The organism is Modicisalibacter sp. 'Wilcox', from assembly GCF_010993675.1.
GTDB classification, from domain to species: Bacteria; Pseudomonadota; Gammaproteobacteria; order Pseudomonadales; family Halomonadaceae; genus Modicisalibacter; species Modicisalibacter tunisiensis.
Genome location: NZ_WNXF01000005.1, coordinates 223,261 through 238,751 on the forward strand (window position 1 = coordinate 223,261; position 15,491 = coordinate 238,751).

Consider the following 15,491-nt stretch of genomic DNA (forward strand, 5'->3'; position numbering starts at 1 on the left):
TTCTGCGTGGCCGACCCGGCGGACGAACACGCAAAAAGCGCGACGAATCGAGCGCTAATCCTCGATTGCCGCGCTGGCGGGAGTGTCGTGCAGACGGCGCCGCAAGGCGCCTGTCGCGCTCAGAAGCCCAGCGAATCCAGCAGATCGTCGACCTGGTCCTGGCTGCTGACCACGTCCTCGCCCTCCGGCTTGACCTGCGGACCGTTGAGCAGCGACGCCTCGCGCTCGTTCTCCATCGAGCGGCGCAGCTCCTGGCGATCCTGGCTGTCGGGAACGTTGTCCAGCAGCACCTGCACCAGCTGGTTCTCGATCTCGCGGATCATGTCCATCATCCGCTTGATCACCTGGCCGGTCAGGTCCTGAAAGTCCTGGGCCATCATGATCTCGAACAGCTCGGCGTTGGTGGCCTTGGTCTGCGTCGGCACGTCGCCCAGGTAGGCCCGGGTGTCCTGTACCAGCGCCTTGGCCTCGTCGAGCTCCTTGGGCTCGGCAAACCAGTCGGCCCAGCGGGCATCGAGTGATCGCGCCCGCTCCTCCAGCGACTCCTGCAGGGGCTGGGCGCGGTCGATGGCATTGAGCGCCCGCTCGGCGGCCTGCTCGGTCATCGAGGCGACGTAACTGAGCCGGTCCCGGGCATCCGGGATCGCCTCCGCGGCCTTCTCGATCTCCTTGTCCAGGCCCAGCTCCCGCATGCTGTCACGCAGCATGCGGGTCAACTGGCCAATGCGCTGGATCAGGTCGTCGCTGGCCTGTGTTCCGGTGTGCTGCGCTTCAGCACTCATGGCTAACCCTCCCTCGCTACGGCACTCACTTGCCGAGTTTTTCGAAGATCTTGTTGAGCTTCTCTTCCAGGGTCGCGGCCGTGAAGGGCTTGACGACATAGCCGTTGGCACCGGCCTGGGCCGCGGCAATGATGTTTTCCTTCTTGGCCTCGGCGGTCACCATCAGCACCGGCAGGGATTTCAGGGCGTCATCGGCGCGGATCTGCTTGAGCATTTCCAGGCCATCGAGATTCGGCATGTTCCAGTCGGACACGACGAACTCGAAGCCGCCGCCACGCAGCTTGCCCAGCGCATCCTGACCGTCCTCGGCTTCCTCGACGTTGTTGTAGCCCAGTTCCTTGAGCAAGCTGCGCACGATGCGGCGCATGGTGGGAAAGTCATCGACCACCAGGATGCTCATGTTCTTGTCGGCCATCGTCGTTCCTCGTTATCAATCGATGTGTTCAGGGGATTCAACAGACTCGCCGGCCGCGTGCGGCCGGCATCATGGGTATTCAGACACGCTGGGCGCGCCCGGACGCGGCGACCAATTGCATGATGCGCGAGGCCACCTGGTCGAGGTCGATCACATCGACGGCCGCCCCCAGCGCCACGGCTTCCCGCGGCATGCCGTAGACCACGCAGGTTTCCTCGCTCTGGGCCAGGGTGTGGGCGCCCGCCTGGCGCATCTCGAGCAGCCCCGCGGCCCCGTCGCGCCCCATGCCGGTCAGCAGCGCGCCCACCGCGTTGCGGCCGGCGTTGACCGCGGCGGAGTGAAACAGCACATCCACCGAGGGGCGATGGCGGTTGACCGGCTCGCCGTCGTCGAGCCTGACCACGTAGTTGGCCCCGCTGCGCGCCAGCTTGAGGTGGCGGTCGCCGGGCGCGATGTAGGCATGGCCGGGCAGCACGCGCTCGCCCTCCTCGGCCTCCTTGACCTGAATGCGGCACAGCCGGTCGAGCCGCTCCGCGAAGGAGCGGGTGAAGCCGCCCGGCATGTGCTGGGTGATCAGGATCGCCGGCGAGTTGGCGGGCAGCGGCTCCAGAACCTGGCGGATGGCCTCCGTCCCCCCCGTCGAGGCGCCGATGATGATCAGCTTCTCGCTCGAGATCAGCGGCGCCCGGACGGTCGGCGTGGCACGCGGCGCGTCGCGCCGGGGAGCGGCCCGCGGCCGCGAGCGGGCGGCGGCCCGCAGCTTGTCGGCGATCATCTCGCTGTACTCGAGCATGCCGCTGCGAATGCCCAGCTGCGGCTTGGCGATGAAGTCCACCGCCCCCAGCTCCAGCGCCTTCAGCGTCACCTCCGAGCCGGCCTGGGTGAGCGACGACACCATCAGCACGGGCATGGGTCGCAGCCGCATCAGCCGCTCGAGGAAGTCGATGCCGTCCATGCGCGGCATCTCCACGTCGAGGGTCAGGACATCGGGATTGGTGCGCTTGATCAGGTCTCGTGCCACCAGCGGATCGGGTGCCGTCGCCACCACTTCCATGTCATCGTGCGAGTTGATGATTTCCGTCATCAGGTCACGAATCAACGCCGAGTCGTCGACGCACAACACCTTGATCTTCGGGGCACTCAAGAGATGGTCTCCTATACCATTGCCCGGCCGCGCCCTGAGGCAGCCACCGGGTACTGAGTCTTCTTATCGGCGGCTCGCCGCACGACTTGAGGCGGAATCGGCCAGCTCGTAGACCGTCTGGCCGCGCAGGCGGAATGCCTGGCTGATGTAGGAAAAGTTTTCCGAATGGCCGGCGAAGAGCAGACCGTCCGGCTTGAGCAGCGGCACGAACCGGTCGAGGATGCGCGCCTGCGTCTCCTTGTCGAAGTAGATCATCACGTTGCGACAGAAGATCGCATCGAAGGGCCCTTCGATCGGCCATGACGGCGCCAGCAGGTTGAGCGGGCGAAACTCCACCATCGACATCAGTTCGGGGCGGATTCGCGCCAGCCCGGCACGGGCGCCGCCACCCCGCAGGAAGAAGCGCTTGCGGCGCTCGTCGGGCAGCTTGAGCACCTGCTCCAGCGGGTAGACCGCCTCGCGCGCTCGCGTCAGGGCGTCGGTGTCGATGTCCGTGGCCAGCACCCGAGCCTCGCGGGCATGCGCCCCCAGGGTCTCGCTGAGCGTCATGGCGATCGAGTACGGTTCTTCACCGGTCGACGCCGCCGCGCACCACACGCGAACCGGCCCGCCGCGCGACTGGACGTGGCTGGCCAGCAGCGGGAAATGGTGCGCCTCGCGGAAGAAGGCCGTGAGGTTGGTGGTCAGGGCATTGGTGAAGGCCTCCCACTCGCGGGCCTCCGGCTGGCGCTCCAGGCGCGCCAGGTAGTCGGTGAAGCGCGTCAGCCGATGCAGCCGCAGACGACGTGCCAGACGGCTGTAGACCATTTCCCGCTTGTGCTCGGCCAGCACGATGCCGGCCCGCTGATAGATCAGCTGACGCACCCGGTTGAAGTCGGCATCGGTCATGATCAGGTCCCGCTCCAGACCCGGCGCCGATGCCCGCGCGGTACCGCCCGCCGGATCGCCGGACCCTGCCGGGGGGATCAAAAGGCCTCCCATTCGGTGTCCGCCGTGGTACTGCGCGCCGGCTGGCGAGGTGCCTGACGCGACGACGTGTCGGCCGGCTCGTGGCCCAGCGCCGGGGCCGCCGCCCCGCCCTGCTTGCGGGCCCGCGCGGCACGGAAGCGGGTCTCGCGATCGACCTGCTCCCGGCCGCTGCCGCTCAGGCGCAGCACGCCGATCGCCTCGGCCAGGTGCATCACCTGCTCGTCGAGCTCGCGGGCGGCGCGCGCCGAGGTCTGCACGCGCTCGGCATTCTGCTGGGTGACCTCGTCCATCTGCGCCACCGCCTGGTTGATCTGCTCGATCCCGCGGGTCTGCTCGTCCGAGGCCGAGGCGATCTCGCCCATGATGTCGTTGACCTTGAGCACCGAGCTGACCACGCCCTCGATTGAGCGCTCGGCGCGCTTGACCAGTTCGGCGCCGCCGTCGATCTCCTGGGCGGACCCGTCGATCAGCGCGCGGATCTCCTTGGCCGCCTCGGCACTGCGGCTGGCCAGGTTGCGCACCTCGCCGGCCACCACCGCGAAGCCGCGCCCCTGCTCGCCGGCCCGCGCCGCCTCCACCGAGGCGTTCAGCGCCAGGATGTTGGTCTGGAAGGCGATCGAGTCGATCACCCCGATGATCTCCGAGACCTTGCGCGAGCTGTCGGTGATCCGGCCCATGGTGTCCACCACCTGGCCCATCACCTCGCCGCTCTCGCGCACCGTGCCCGCCGCATCGCCGGCCAGGCCGCTGGCCTCGCGGGCGTTGGCGGCGTTCTGCTTCACCGTGGCGGTCATCTCCTCCATGCTCGAGGCGGTCTCCTCCAGCGACGAGGCCTGCTGCTCGGTGCGTGACGACAGGTCCTCGTTGCCCGCGGCGATGTCCCGCGAGGCCGGGCGCACCACCGCGACGCTGCGATCGACGTCCCGCACGATGCTGCCCAGGCTCTTGCGCATGGCGTCGAGCATCGCCATCAGCTCGCCGATCTCGTCGTTGCGTCGGCTGGGCAGGGTCGCGCCCAGGTTGCCCGACGAGATCTGCAGGGTGAACTGCTTGGACTCGCGGATCGGTCGGCGGATCGCGCGCATGCTCAGCACGCCCATCACGATCAGCAGCACCAGCCCCACCAGTACCAGCGCCACCTGGAGCAGGAACATGCGGTGCTTTTCGGCCTCGGCAGCGGCCACCATGGTTTCCGCCTGGCGCTGCTTGGCCTCGACCAGCGTGTTGAGCATCTTGCCCAGGCGCTGCCCCATGGGCACCAGGGTATCGTTGAAGGCGGTGTAGGCCTGGTAGAAGTCGCCGTTGTTGAGGCTGCTGGTGATGGTCTCCAGGCCCTCGGTGCGGTAGGCCTCGAGCGCCTTGCCGAAGGCGGCCGCCGTTTCGGAGTGGTTGACGTCCCGCGCCATGAACTCGCCCCACAGGTCCTGCAGGCTGCCCGTCAGCGTCTCGACCTTGGCCGTGACCACCTCCATGTCGCCCGACATCGGGTTGCTGACCGGGTCGGCCACCAGCTCGCGTCCCTGGTTCACCAGCTGGTCGATGCGCTGCAGGCGGGCGACATCCTTGAGGCCATTGCTGTTGACGGCATGCAGCCGATCGGACGTGGCCTGCAGCGCGTAGAGCCCCATCCCGCTGGCCGTGCCCAGCAGCAGCAGCGCCAGCACGATCATCGAGGCCATGCGCCCCTGCAGGGAACGCAACCGCAGGCGCCGCAGACGACCGCGCAGTCCGCTGCGCACCAGCCGCCCCCGGTCGAGGCGGAAGCCGCTGGGCCTGCCGGCCCGGATGTCGGCATAGACCCGCTCGGCCTGCTCGCAGGCCGCCGGGTCGGCCTTGACCCGCACCGAGGCGTATCCCAGCAGTTCACCGTTTTCGATGATCGGCGTGGCACTGGCGTCCACCCAGTAGTGGTCGCCGTTCTTGCGCCGGTTCTTGACCAGCCCGTGCCAGGACTCGCCGGCCTCGATGGTTTCCCACATGTTGGCGAAGGCGGCTTCGGGCATGTCCGGATGACGCACGATGCTGTGCGGTGCGCCGATCAGCTCGTCGCGCGAAAAGCCGCTGACCTCGACGAAGGCCGGATTGGCATAGGTGATCCGTCCCTTGAGATCGGTTCGCGAAATCAGGTAGTGCTCGTCGTCGAGCCGGTATTCACGCTGTGTAACGGGCTGATTGTCTCGCATGTCGTCCTAGTTCCTGCTGGTTCGGAGGCATTCCGGGGCGTCGCTTCAGGCGCCGCCGCTAGAACGTCTCCCATTCGTTATCGTCGTGCTGAACCACCGGCCGCGAGACCGGCTCGGGGCGCCCCAGCGCCGGGGCCGCCGCCTCGCCCTGCTTGCGGGCCCGCGCGGCGCGGAAGCGGGTCTCGCGATCGACCTGCTCCTGTCCGCTGCCGCTCAGGCGCAGCACGCCGATCGCCTCGGCCAGGCGCATCACTTGCTCGTCGAGCTCGCGGGCGGCGCGCGCCGAGGTCTGCACGCGCTCGGCATTCTGCTGGGTGACCTCGTCCATCTGCGCCACCGCCTGGTTGATCTGCTCGATCCCCCGGGTCTGCTCGTCCGAGGCCGAGGCGATCTCGCCCATGATGTCGTTGACCTTGAGCACCGAGCTGACCACGCCCTCGATCGAGCGCTCGGCGCGCTTGACCAGCTCGGCGCCGCCGTCGATCTCCTGGGCGGACCCGTCGATCAGCGCGCGGATCTCCTTGGCCGCCTCGGCACTGCGGCTGGCCAGGTTGCGCACCTCGCCGGCCACCACCGCGAAGCCGCGCCCCTGCTCGCCGGCCCGCGCCGCCTCCACCGAGGCGTTCAGCGCCAGGATGTTGGTCTGGAAGGCGATCGAGTCGATCACCCCGATGATCTCGGAGACCTTGCGCGAGCTGTCGGTGATCCGGCCCATGGTGTCCACCACCTGGCCCATCACCTCGCCGCTCTCGCGCACCGTGGTCGCCGCGTCGCCGGCCAGCCCGCTGGCCTCGCGGGCGTTGGCGGCGTTCTGCTTCACCGTGGCGGTCATCTCCTCCATGCTCGAGGCGGTCTCCTCCAGCGACGAGGCCTGCTGCTCGGTGCGCGACGACAGGTCCTCGTTGCCCGCGGCGATGTCCCGCGAGGCCGGCCGCACCACCGCGACGCTGCGATCGACGTCGCGCACGATGCTGCCCAGGCTCTTGCGCATCACGTCGAGCGCCGTCACCAGTTCGCCGATCTCGTCCTTGCGCCGGCTGGGCAGGGTCGCCCCGAGGTTGCCCGAGGCGATCTGCAGGGTGAACTGCTTGGACTCGCGGATCGGCCGGCGCACCGCCCGCATGCTCAGCACGCCCATCACGATCAGCAGCACCAGCCCGGTTCCCAGCAGGGCGGCCTGGATGATCATCATCCGATCCCGCTGCGCCTGGGCCTGGCCGGCCATTTCACGGGCCGCGGCCTGCTTGGCCTCGATCAGCCCATTGATGCTTTCCCCCAGCGCATCGCCATCCTTCTGCAGCGTCTCCAGCGAGTCCCGCAGGGCGACGAAGGCATCGAAGGCGTCCTTGCCCGAGAAGGCGGTGGCGATCTTGCCCAGATCGTTCTCGAGGAAGGTCTCGAGCTGGCGGCCGAAGGCCTGGGCCTTGGGCGTCTGGTTGACGCCGCGCTCGCTGTAGTTCTTCCAGACCGTCTCGACCCGCTGGATGATCGTCTCGAGACGCTTGGCGAACTCGAAGCGCTGATCCATCAGGGTCATGCGGTCGTTGTTCGAGAGCAGCTGCGAACCGCGGGTGGTCAGCTGGCCGATCTGCTGCAGTCGCGCCACGTCTTCCAGCCCGTCGCGCTGGAGTGCCTGGGTTCGCTCCCCGGCGGCATCGAGGCCGTAGAGCCCCAGCCCGCCACCGGCGCCCAGCAGCACAAACGACAGGAGCACCATGCCGACCAGGCGCCCCTGCAGGGAACGCAGGCGGATGCGCCGTAGCCGTCCCAGCAGGCCGCGGCGCACGATGCGCCCCTGCTGCAGGGTGTAACGCCGCAGCCGGCCATCGCGCAGGGCCGCATAGACGCGCTCGGCACGCTCGCACTCCTCGGCCGGAGCCTTGACCCGCACCGAGGCATAGCCCAGCAGCTTGTCGTCCTCGAGAATCGGCGTGACGCTGGCGTCCACCCAGTAATGATCGCCGTTCTTGCAGCGATTCTTGACCAGCCCGCGCCAGGAATGCCCCTCCTGGATGGTCTCCCACAGATTGGCAAACGCGGCCTCCGGCATGTCCGGATGGCGCACGATGCTGTGCGGCGCTCCGATCAGTTCGTCACGCTCGTAGCCGCTGACCTCGATGAAGGCCTGGTTGGCGTAGGTGATGCGGCCCTTGAGATCGGTGCGCGTGATCAGGTAGTGGTCGTCATCGAGCAGGCGCTCGCGCTGGGTGACGGGCTGGTTGTCTCGCATGATGGGTGTTCCCCGCTGGCTGTACTGGGCGGCCGGCACTGTCGAGAATTGCCGGCCTTTATCGTTGTGAGTTTGTCGTTATGTCGGCGACGCCGTGTCGCGCTGTCGTCGGGAGGGCGTCGGGGTCAGAAGGACTCCCAATCCGCTTCCGTCTCCCGGGCCACGGCGACGGGCGTGCGGCTTGCTGTCGGCCCGCCGCCCTCCGGGGCGCGGCTCAGTGCCGGCCGGGATGGCACGGCGGCATCGTCCGGTGCCGTGTCGAAGCGTGACGCCAGGCGGAAGCGCGCCACCGACTCGCTGAGCACCTCCGCCTCCCGGGCCAGGGCATTGGCGGCGTCCGCGGACGCCTGGACCAGGCTGGCGTTCTGCTGGGTGACCTGGTCCATCTGGCTGACCGCCTGATTGGTCTGGCCGATGCCCCGGCTCTGCTCCTGCGAGGCCGCGGCGATCTCGTCCATGATGTCGTTGACCCGCTGGACCGAGGCGACGATGTCGCGCATGGTGTCGCCGGCCTGATCGACCAGCTGCGAGCCGCTGTCCACCCGCGACACGGATGCCTCGATCAGGCCGCGAATCTCCTTGGCCGCGGCAGCCGAGCGGCTGGCCAGCTCGCGGACCTCGCCGGCCACCACCGCGAAGCCGCGCCCCTGCTCGCCGGCCCGCGCCGCCTCCACCGAGGCGTTCAGCGCCAGGATGTTGGTCTGGAAGGTGATCGAGTCGATCACGTCGATGATGTCGACGACCTGGTGGGAACTGCGGCTGATCTCGTGCATGGTATCGACCACCTGGCCGACGACGTCGCCGCCCCGGGCGGCGGTCTGCGCGGCGCTGTCGGCCAGCCGGCTCGCCTGGCGCGCGTTGTCGGCGTTCTGCTCCACCGTCGAGGTGAGCTGCTCCATGCTGGTGGCGGTCTCGGCCAGCGACGACGCCTGCTGCTCGGTACGCGCCGAAAGGTCATTGTTGCCGCCGGCGATGCTCTGCGAGTCGCGATGGATCGCCTGGCTGCTGCGACGCACGTTGCTCACCGTCCGCGACAGCCCTTCCTGCATGTGCGACAGGGCGGCAAACAGCTTGCCGATCTCGTTGTTGCCACGCTGCTCGATGCTGGCGGAGAGATCCCCTTCGGCCATGCGCTCGAAATGCACGACCACACGCTCCAGCGGATGGATCACGTTCCTGCGGATCCCCCACAGCACGAACAGGATCATGCCCGCGGCCGCGACCAGTGCCGCGGCGATGGCCGCCTTGAGCGTGACAGCCATGTCGCCGAAGGCCTGGTAGAGGGAGCGCCCGTCGGCCTCGGCCTGGGTGAAGAAGTCGACGGCGCTGGCGTAGAAGGCATCGTTCAGGGTCTGGACCCGGGGCGCGACCTCGCTGTAGGCGGCCAGGTCGGCATCCTGCAGGGCCTGAATCTGTGGCGCGATGCCCTCGTCGATCAGCGTGCGGAAATCCGCTTCCACCTGGTCGACCAGCGCCTGATGGGCGGGCTTGACGGGAATGGCCTGAAACTCGTCGAAGGTCTGCTTCAAGGTCGCCAGCCGGTCGGCCAGTCCGGCGGCGTCGCCGGCCGAGTTCCCCCAGGTGGCGCCGGTGAGGCTGGCGTACCGATCCTGGATGGCCAGGCGCAGACCGAGCAGCTGGCTGTTGGCGCGATTGAGGGTCGACTGCTGCTCGACGTTGACGCGATTGAGCGTACCCAGCGCCCCCTGGCTGTACTGCACGGCGTACCAGCCCAGCGCACTGACCACGACCAGCAACGTCGTGAACACCAGCAGTACCAGCATCCAGCTGGTCTTGACGGTCATGTCGTCGAGTCGCTTCACGTCACCCCCTTGTTTGTATGGTTATCTGCTCTGCGAATACCCGGCGACTCTCGCCTGCTCGAGACACCGGCCGTTATTCAAGGGTTATCGGCCTCCTCCGGCGTGACTTGAGCTCCGTCTCTTGATCGGGATCAAGTCACCTCCCCGTCTCCAGCACGACATCGTCCCGAACGAAAACGGCCGTGGCGCACGCCGCCACGGCCGGCAACCGCATCGCGACGCGGGCTTACTTCGCGGCAGTACTGTCGACCAGCGCCATCTCTTCGCTGGTCAGCAGCTTGTCGATGTCGACCAGCACCAGCATGCGGTCCTCGAGACTGCCGAGGCCGCTCAAGTAGTCCGACGAGAGCGTCACGCCGAACTCGGGGGCGGGCTTGATCTGCTCGGGGGTCAGGGTCATGACATCCGAGACACCATCGACGACGATGCCCACGATGCGATCGGCGACATTGACGACGATCACCACCGTCTGGCCGCCGTACTCGACGTTCTCCAGGTTGAACTTGATGCGCAGGTCGACGATCGGCACGATCACGCCGCGCAGGTTGGTGACGCCCTTGATGAAGGCCGGCGCATTGGCGATGCGGGTCACGTTCTCGTAGCCGCGGATCTCCTGCACCTTGAGGATGTCGACGGCATATTCCTCGTCACCCAGGGAGAAGACCAGAAACTCCTGGCTGTGGGCATCGATCGTCGCCTGGGCCTTGTCGGCGGACGTCGGGTTCGGGGTCACGCTAGTCATGAAGGATGCACCTCTTGAATGGACGAAGTGGTCACGGCCGCGCGCGGGTTGGACTTGCGCCGGCTGAGGCGATGCAGGTCGACGATGTCGAGGATCAGCGCGACACTGCCGTCGCCCAGGATGGTGGCCGCGGAAATGCCCGGCACCTTGCGATAGTTGGTCTCGAGGTTCTTGACCACGACCTGCTGCTGGCCGATCAGGTCATCGACCACCAGCGCATAGCGCCGCCCCTCGCCCTGGACGATGACGACGATGCACTCGGTGATCTCGGTCCGGGCCTCGGCGACATCCAGCACCTGATGCAGGGCGATGACCGGCAGGTACTCGTCGCGCACCTTGAGCAGCAGGTCGTCGCCGGCCATCGAGTAGAGGTCCTCGCGGGACGGCTGCAGCGACTCCAGCACCGCGCCCAGCGGCAGGATGAAGACCTCCTCGCCGACCTTGATGGACATGCCGTCGAGGATCGCCAGGGTCAGCGGCAGCACGATGCGCGTGGTCGTGCCCTCGCCCGGCCGCGACATGATCTCGACATGCCCGCCCATCGACTGGATGTTGCGCTTGACCACATCCATGCCGACCCCGCGGCCGGAGACGTCGCTGACCTGCTCGGCCGTGGAGAAGCCCGGGGCGAAGATCAGCTGCCAGACCTCGTCGTCGCTCATGGTGTCGGAGACGTTGAGCCCGTTGCTGTGCGCCTTGGCCAGGATCCGCTCCCGCGACAGGCCGGCCCCGTCGTCGATCACCTCGATCAGGATGTTGCCGCCCTGGTGCTGGGCCGAGAGCGTGAGCTGTCCGGTTCGCGGCTTGCCCGCCGCCTCGCGGGCCTCCGGCGACTCGATGCCGTGATCGAGGCTGTTGCGCACCAGATGCGTCAGCGGATCGATGATGCGCTCGATCAGGCTCTTGTCGAGCTCGGTGGACTTGCCTTCGGTCACCAGCTCGATCTCCTTGTCGAGCTTGGCGGCCAGGTCCCGCACCAGGCGCGGGAAACGGCTGAACACGTAATCCATCGGCATCATGCGGATCGACATGACGGATTCCTGCAGGTCGCGTGCGTTGCGCTTGAGCAGGTTCAAGCCATTGTGCAGCGCGCTGTGGGTCACGCCGTCGATCTCGCTCGCCGTCTGGTCGAGCATCGCCTGGGTGATGATCAGCTCGCCGACCAGGTTGATGATCTGGTCGACCTTGTCGACGGGTACACGAATCGAGCTCGATTCGCTGCCGCCCTTGGCCTTGTTGCCCTTGGGCGCCGCCCGGGTCTTGCCGCCCTTGTCTTCCCGTGCCGCCGGCGCTGCGCTCGGCGCCCTGGCCGGCTCGACTGGCGCCGCGGCCGGCTCGACTGGCGCCGCGGCCGGGGCTTCCTGCGGCTCGGCCCTGGCTGGCGCGCCGGCGCCCGGCTCGTTACCGGCTGAAGGCGCCGACTCGCCCAGCGGCGTGATCTCGAGCTGCTCGGGCTCGATGATGAAGCACATCACCGCCTCGATGTCATCGCGACCCACGGTGGTGGTCATCTCGACGACGTAGCGCTGCTCGTCGCCATTCTGCGCGACGACCTCACCCAGCTGCCCGAGCTCCTCGACCAGCAGCTGGCGGTCCTTCTCGCCCACCTTGAGCAGGGCCACCTGCAGGCGGGGGTCGCCACCCTCGCCGCCCTTGTCACTGCCGGCTCCCGAAGGGGCCTGATCACCACCCTGGGCGTCGGCCGTGTCGTCGTCCCGCGGCGCGGGGGCCGGAGGTTCGGGGCTCGCCTTGTCGGCGGCCCCCGCCGACGCAGCGGACGGCGAATCGCTGCCCATCGACTTGCCCAGCTCGTCCAGGGCGAGCTGTTTCAGCGTGCGACAGATGCGCTCGAACGCTTCGGGGTCGGGCTCGGCGCCGTTGCGGTAGGCGTCCAGCTGATCGTGCAACATGTCCTTCGCTTCCAGAAAGGTATCGACGATATCGCGGCGCAGGCTCAGCTCGCCACGGCGCGTGTGATCCAGCAGGTTCTCGAGGATGTGGGTCGTCTCCTGGAGCACCAGGAAACCGAAGGTGCCGGCACCGCCCTTGATGGAATGCGCGGCCCGGAAGATGGCGTTGAGCTGCTCGGGATCGGGGTCGTCGACGTCGAGATCCAGCAGGTGGCGCTCCATGTCGCCCAGAAGCTCCTCAGCCTCCTCGAAGAACGTTTCATAGAAATCGCTGATATCCATGCTCTATTCCACTCGCGTCAAGGGGCATTGCGCTGGGCATCGGAGGCAGGCAACGCCGGGTTCGGGGCGGACTCGGTGCGCAATGCCTCGGGCAGCAGCGACGAGTCCAGGCTCGATGGCTTCACGCTCCTGAAGCCGCTCTGGTTCTGGATGACCTCCGCCGTGTGCTTGTCCAGCACCACGATGCTGATGCGGCGGTTGACCGGGTCCCGGGGGTCCTCGGCATTGAGTGGCACCCGCGACCCCATGCCCGCCACGCGCAGCAGCTTCTGGGGGTCCAGACCACCGGCCACCAGCTCACGGCGCGCGGCATTGGCCCGGTCGGCGGACAGCTCCCAGTTGCTGTAACCCTTCTCGCCGCCGGCATAGGGAATGCTGTCCGTATGGCCGCTGAGACTGATCCGGTTGGGCAGCTGGTTGAGCACCGGCGCGATGGCACGCAGGATGTCCCGCATGTAGGGCTCGACCCTGTCGCTGCCCAGTTCGAACATCGGCCGCTTTTCGGAATCGACGATCTGGATGCGCAGGCCTTCCGGCGTCAGCTCGATGCGCAGTTGCGAACGCAGCTCGCGCAGATGCGGCTGGCGCTCGATCACCGACTCGATGCGGCGCTTGAGCTCGGTCAGCTGGCGCTGCTCGTCGGCGGGGCGCGTGTGCAGGCGGTCATCGATGCGCGCGCGTTCGCCCTCGCTGTGCATGGGGTCCGGCCCGCCCCCGGGAATCGCGCTGGTACTGGCGGTGGTCTTGTTGCCGCCGGCCATGGCCACCGGCAGCGGCGTGCGGAAGTACTCGGCGATGCTGCGCAGCTGCGCCTCGTTGGAGCGCGCCAGGATCCACAGCACCAGGAACAGCGCCATCAGCGCGGTCATGAAGTCCGCGTAGGCGATCTTCCAGTTGCCGCCGTGGCGCTCCTGGCGCCTTGACTTGCGACGCCGGACGACGATCGGCCGGTTGTTGCTCATGAGCCACCCGCGGCGTTCTTGGAGGCACGCACGTGCTCCTCAAGCTCGGTGAACGTCGGGCGCTCGGCCGTGAACAGTGCCTTGCGGCCGAACTCCACCGCCAGCTGCGGCGCGTAGCCGTTGAGACTCGCCATCAGGGTGACGCGAATGCACTGCAGCATCTTCACCGCCTCGTTCACCTGCAGCAGGATCCGTCCCGCCACCGGATTGACGAAGCCATAGGCCAGCAGGATCCCCACGAAGGTACCGACCAGGGCGTTGGCGATCAGCACGCCCATCTCCGCGGCGCCCTGGTCGGCGGACCCCAGCGCATGGACCACCCCCATGACCGCGGCGACGATACCGAAGGCGGGCAGGCCGTCACCCACGGCATGCAGGGCATGGGACGGGATCTCCGCCTCGTGCTGGAAGGTCTCGATCTCATGCTCCATCAGGGCGTCGATCTCGAACGGGTCCATGTTGCCGCTGACCATCAGCCGCAGGTAGTCGGTCAGGAAGGCCATGATCATGGGGTCGGCGAGCAGCCTGGGATAGTCGGCGAACATCGGGCTGTTCTGCGGGTCGTCGATGTCGCGCTCGATGGCCAGCATGCCGTCGCGGCGCGCCTTGGAGAGCAGCTTGTACTGCAGCGCCAGCAGCTCCATGTACATGGTCTTGTTGTACTTGGTGGTGCGCTTGAGCTTGGAGAAGGTGCGCAGCGTCGCCTTGATCGCCTTGCCGTTGTTGGAGGCGACGAACGCCCCCAGCGCCGCGCCGGCGATGATGACGAGCTCGGCCGGCTGGAACATGGCGCCCAGGTGGCCGCCCACCATGGCATAGCCGCCGAACACGGCCACGACAACAATGATATAACCAAGAACAATAAGCACGATGTATCCCTTGCCAAGAAACGGGGCCTCTTACCGTTATCGGCAGAGGCCCCGGGTGCTTGAGGGGTGGGCGAGAATTCTTTGCGTCAGGCCTGGCGGCGCCGGGTGTCGAGCAGCTCCGCGCCGTCGCCGGACTGCTGGCGACGATTCGCCGCCGCCTGACGCCGCTTGCGGGTCTTGCCGGCACGCGACGGCGGCTGACAGATGCCGCAGACAAATCCCTGGGGCGGCGTATGCGCATGCACCACGAAGCGGCCATGACAGCTGGTGCACTCGCACAGCTCCAGCAATTCGCTCTCGAAGAAGCGAATCAGCGTCCAGGCGCGCGTCAGCCCCAGCACCGGCTCGGCCTCTTCTTCCAGCGAAAGCTGCTCGAGATACAGCTTGAAGGCCCGCACGAAGGCGCCCATGCGGTCGCACTCGCAGTCCTCGAGCAGGCGCTGATAGATGTTGTAGAACAGCGAGGAATGGATGTTCGGCAACCAGGTGACGAACCAGTCCGTGGAAAACGGCAGCATGCCCTTGGGCGGCGACATGCCACGGACTTCCTTGTAGAGCTTGATCAACCGGGCACGACTCAGGTCGGTCTCGGTTTCCAGCACCTGCAGGCGGGCGCCCAGTTCGATCAATTCGATCGCCATCTGGACCTGGCGCATCTCGCTGACGAGACTCTTGTCGGCCATGTCCTCACCCCCGACCTGTCGTCGAATCCGGCCACCGCGCTTCCGCACCGGAGGCCATGAGCAGGGCCGAATGGATCTGACCGAGCCCCTGGTCGCGGGGGTCTTCGATGAGCTTGCGCAGCTGGTCGGGCTCGTCGAAACACAGCCGACAGAGCAACTGATTGGAGCGCGCCAGCTGCCCCAGCTGCTTGACCGAGAGCGAACCGAGCAGATCGGCCATCTCCTCGCTCAACTTGAGGCGGAACATCGCCGTCGGGCGGTCCTCGTTGAGCAGCCGCTGGACCAGCAGTAGATAGGAAAGATTCGTATCCTGAATATCGCTCAGGAGACTGTCGATAGGCATCACGTGTATTCCCTGCAATTACTGGCGTGAACGATTCAAGGCCGTTCAACTTGTTATCGAGTCGCCATGCGGCGCCCGAGTTATTGTCAATTCTGGTGGATGGCGGTCAGGCCGCATTCCTGTCTGACTGATCGGTTACCTGCTCCCCGTCCTG

At 67.3% G+C, this 15,491-nt stretch carries 13 protein-coding genes; all 13 read right to left on the bottom strand.

Annotation, left to right across the window (positions count from 1 at the left end; translation table 11 throughout):
* Nucleotides 1-119: 119 nt before the first annotated feature.
* Nucleotides 120-782, bottom strand: coding sequence for a protein phosphatase CheZ (cheZ, locus tag G7A98_RS07005; RefSeq protein ID WP_163648840.1), 663 nt, complete (start codon nucleotides 780-782; stop codon nucleotides 120-122).
* A gap of 25 nt (nucleotides 783-807) precedes the next feature.
* Nucleotides 808-1,197 carry a chemotaxis response regulator CheY gene (cheY, locus tag G7A98_RS07010; protein ID WP_163648842.1) on the bottom strand — a complete coding sequence of 130 codons (390 nt, stop codon included), beginning with the start codon at nucleotides 1,195-1,197 and terminating at the stop codon, nucleotides 808-810.
* A 79-nt stretch (nucleotides 1,198-1,276) separates the two neighbouring features.
* Nucleotides 1,277-2,341, bottom strand: coding sequence for a chemotaxis response regulator protein-glutamate methylesterase (locus G7A98_RS07015; RefSeq protein WP_163648844.1), 1,065 nt, complete (start codon nucleotides 2,339-2,341; stop codon nucleotides 1,277-1,279).
* A 63-nt stretch (nucleotides 2,342-2,404) separates the two neighbouring features.
* Nucleotides 2,405-3,229 carry a CheR family methyltransferase gene (locus G7A98_RS07020; protein WP_240464693.1) on the bottom strand — a complete coding sequence of 275 codons (825 nt, stop codon included), beginning with the start codon at nucleotides 3,227-3,229 and terminating at the stop codon, nucleotides 2,405-2,407.
* Nucleotides 3,230-3,306: 77 nt separating this feature from the next.
* Nucleotides 3,307-5,493, bottom strand: coding sequence for a methyl-accepting chemotaxis protein (locus G7A98_RS07025; protein ID WP_163648847.1), 2,187 nt, complete (start codon nucleotides 5,491-5,493; stop codon nucleotides 3,307-3,309).
* Nucleotides 5,494-5,551: 58 nt separating this feature from the next.
* Nucleotides 5,552-7,723, bottom strand: a complete 2,172-nt coding sequence (locus G7A98_RS07030; protein WP_163648849.1) for a PAS domain-containing methyl-accepting chemotaxis protein — start codon at nucleotides 7,721-7,723, stop codon at nucleotides 5,552-5,554.
* Between the two features lie 125 nt (nucleotides 7,724-7,848).
* Complete coding sequence (locus tag G7A98_RS16805) at nucleotides 7,849-9,546, bottom strand: methyl-accepting chemotaxis protein (protein ID WP_276207480.1); 1,698 nt, start codon at nucleotides 9,544-9,546, stop codon at nucleotides 7,849-7,851.
* A 226-nt stretch (nucleotides 9,547-9,772) separates the two neighbouring features.
* On the bottom strand, nucleotides 9,773-10,288 hold the full coding sequence (cheW, locus tag G7A98_RS07040) for a chemotaxis protein CheW (protein WP_163648851.1): 516 nt from the start codon (nucleotides 10,286-10,288) through the stop codon (nucleotides 9,773-9,775).
* Nucleotides 10,285-12,480: a chemotaxis protein CheA gene (gene cheA / locus G7A98_RS07045; protein WP_163648853.1), complete on the bottom strand. Its 2,196-nt coding sequence runs from the start codon at nucleotides 12,478-12,480 to the stop codon at nucleotides 10,285-10,287. Before cheA ends, cheW begins: the two co-directional genes overlap by 4 nt.
* A gap of 17 nt (nucleotides 12,481-12,497) precedes the next feature.
* On the bottom strand, nucleotides 12,498-13,442 hold the full coding sequence (motB, locus tag G7A98_RS07050; RefSeq protein WP_163648854.1) for a flagellar motor protein MotB: 945 nt from the start codon (nucleotides 13,440-13,442) through the stop codon (nucleotides 12,498-12,500).
* Nucleotides 13,439-14,311: a flagellar motor stator protein MotA gene (gene motA / locus G7A98_RS07055; RefSeq protein WP_163648856.1), complete on the bottom strand. Its 873-nt coding sequence runs from the start codon at nucleotides 14,309-14,311 to the stop codon at nucleotides 13,439-13,441. The genes motB and motA overlap by 4 nt, the downstream gene beginning before the upstream one ends.
* An 86-nt stretch (nucleotides 14,312-14,397) precedes the next feature.
* Entirely contained in the window at nucleotides 14,398-14,994 is a 597-nt protein-coding gene (flhC, locus tag G7A98_RS07060; protein WP_163648857.1) for a flagellar transcriptional regulator FlhC, read from the bottom strand.
* A gap of 4 nt (nucleotides 14,995-14,998) precedes the next feature.
* Nucleotides 14,999-15,337, bottom strand: coding sequence for a flagellar transcriptional regulator FlhD (gene flhD, locus G7A98_RS07065; protein WP_163648859.1), 339 nt, complete (start codon nucleotides 15,335-15,337; stop codon nucleotides 14,999-15,001).
* Nucleotides 15,338-15,491: the final 154 nt, after the last annotated feature.

What these genes read in the sequence shown, in the direction of transcription:
- cheY (WP_163648842.1), bottom strand. Translation starts at nt 1,197, where the DNA reads ATGGCCGACAAGAACATGAGCATCCTGGTGGTCGATGACTTTCCCACC.
- flhC (WP_163648857.1), bottom strand. Translation starts at nt 14,994, where the DNA reads ATGGCCGACAAGAGTCTCGTCAGCGAGATGCGCCAGGTCCAGATGGCG.
- G7A98_RS07025 (WP_163648847.1), bottom strand. Translation starts at nt 5,493, where the DNA reads ATGCGAGACAATCAGCCCGTTACACAGCGTGAATACCGGCTCGACGAC.
- flhD (WP_163648859.1), bottom strand. Translation starts at nt 15,337, where the DNA reads ATGCCTATCGACAGTCTCCTGAGCGATATTCAGGATACGAATCTTTCC.
- motB (WP_163648854.1), bottom strand. Translation starts at nt 13,442, where the DNA reads ATGAGCAACAACCGGCCGATCGTCGTCCGGCGTCGCAAGTCAAGGCGC.
- cheW (WP_163648851.1), bottom strand. Translation starts at nt 10,288, where the DNA reads ATGACTAGCGTGACCCCGAACCCGACGTCCGCCGACAAGGCCCAGGCG.
- cheA (WP_163648853.1), bottom strand. Translation starts at nt 12,480, where the DNA reads ATGGATATCAGCGATTTCTATGAAACGTTCTTCGAGGAGGCTGAGGAG.
- cheZ (WP_163648840.1), bottom strand. Translation starts at nt 782, where the DNA reads ATGAGTGCTGAAGCGCAGCACACCGGAACACAGGCCAGCGACGACCTG.
- G7A98_RS07030 (WP_163648849.1), bottom strand. Translation starts at nt 7,723, where the DNA reads ATGCGAGACAACCAGCCCGTCACCCAGCGCGAGCGCCTGCTCGATGAC.
- G7A98_RS07020 (WP_240464693.1), bottom strand. Translation starts at nt 3,229, where the DNA reads ATGACCGATGCCGACTTCAACCGGGTGCGTCAGCTGATCTATCAGCGG.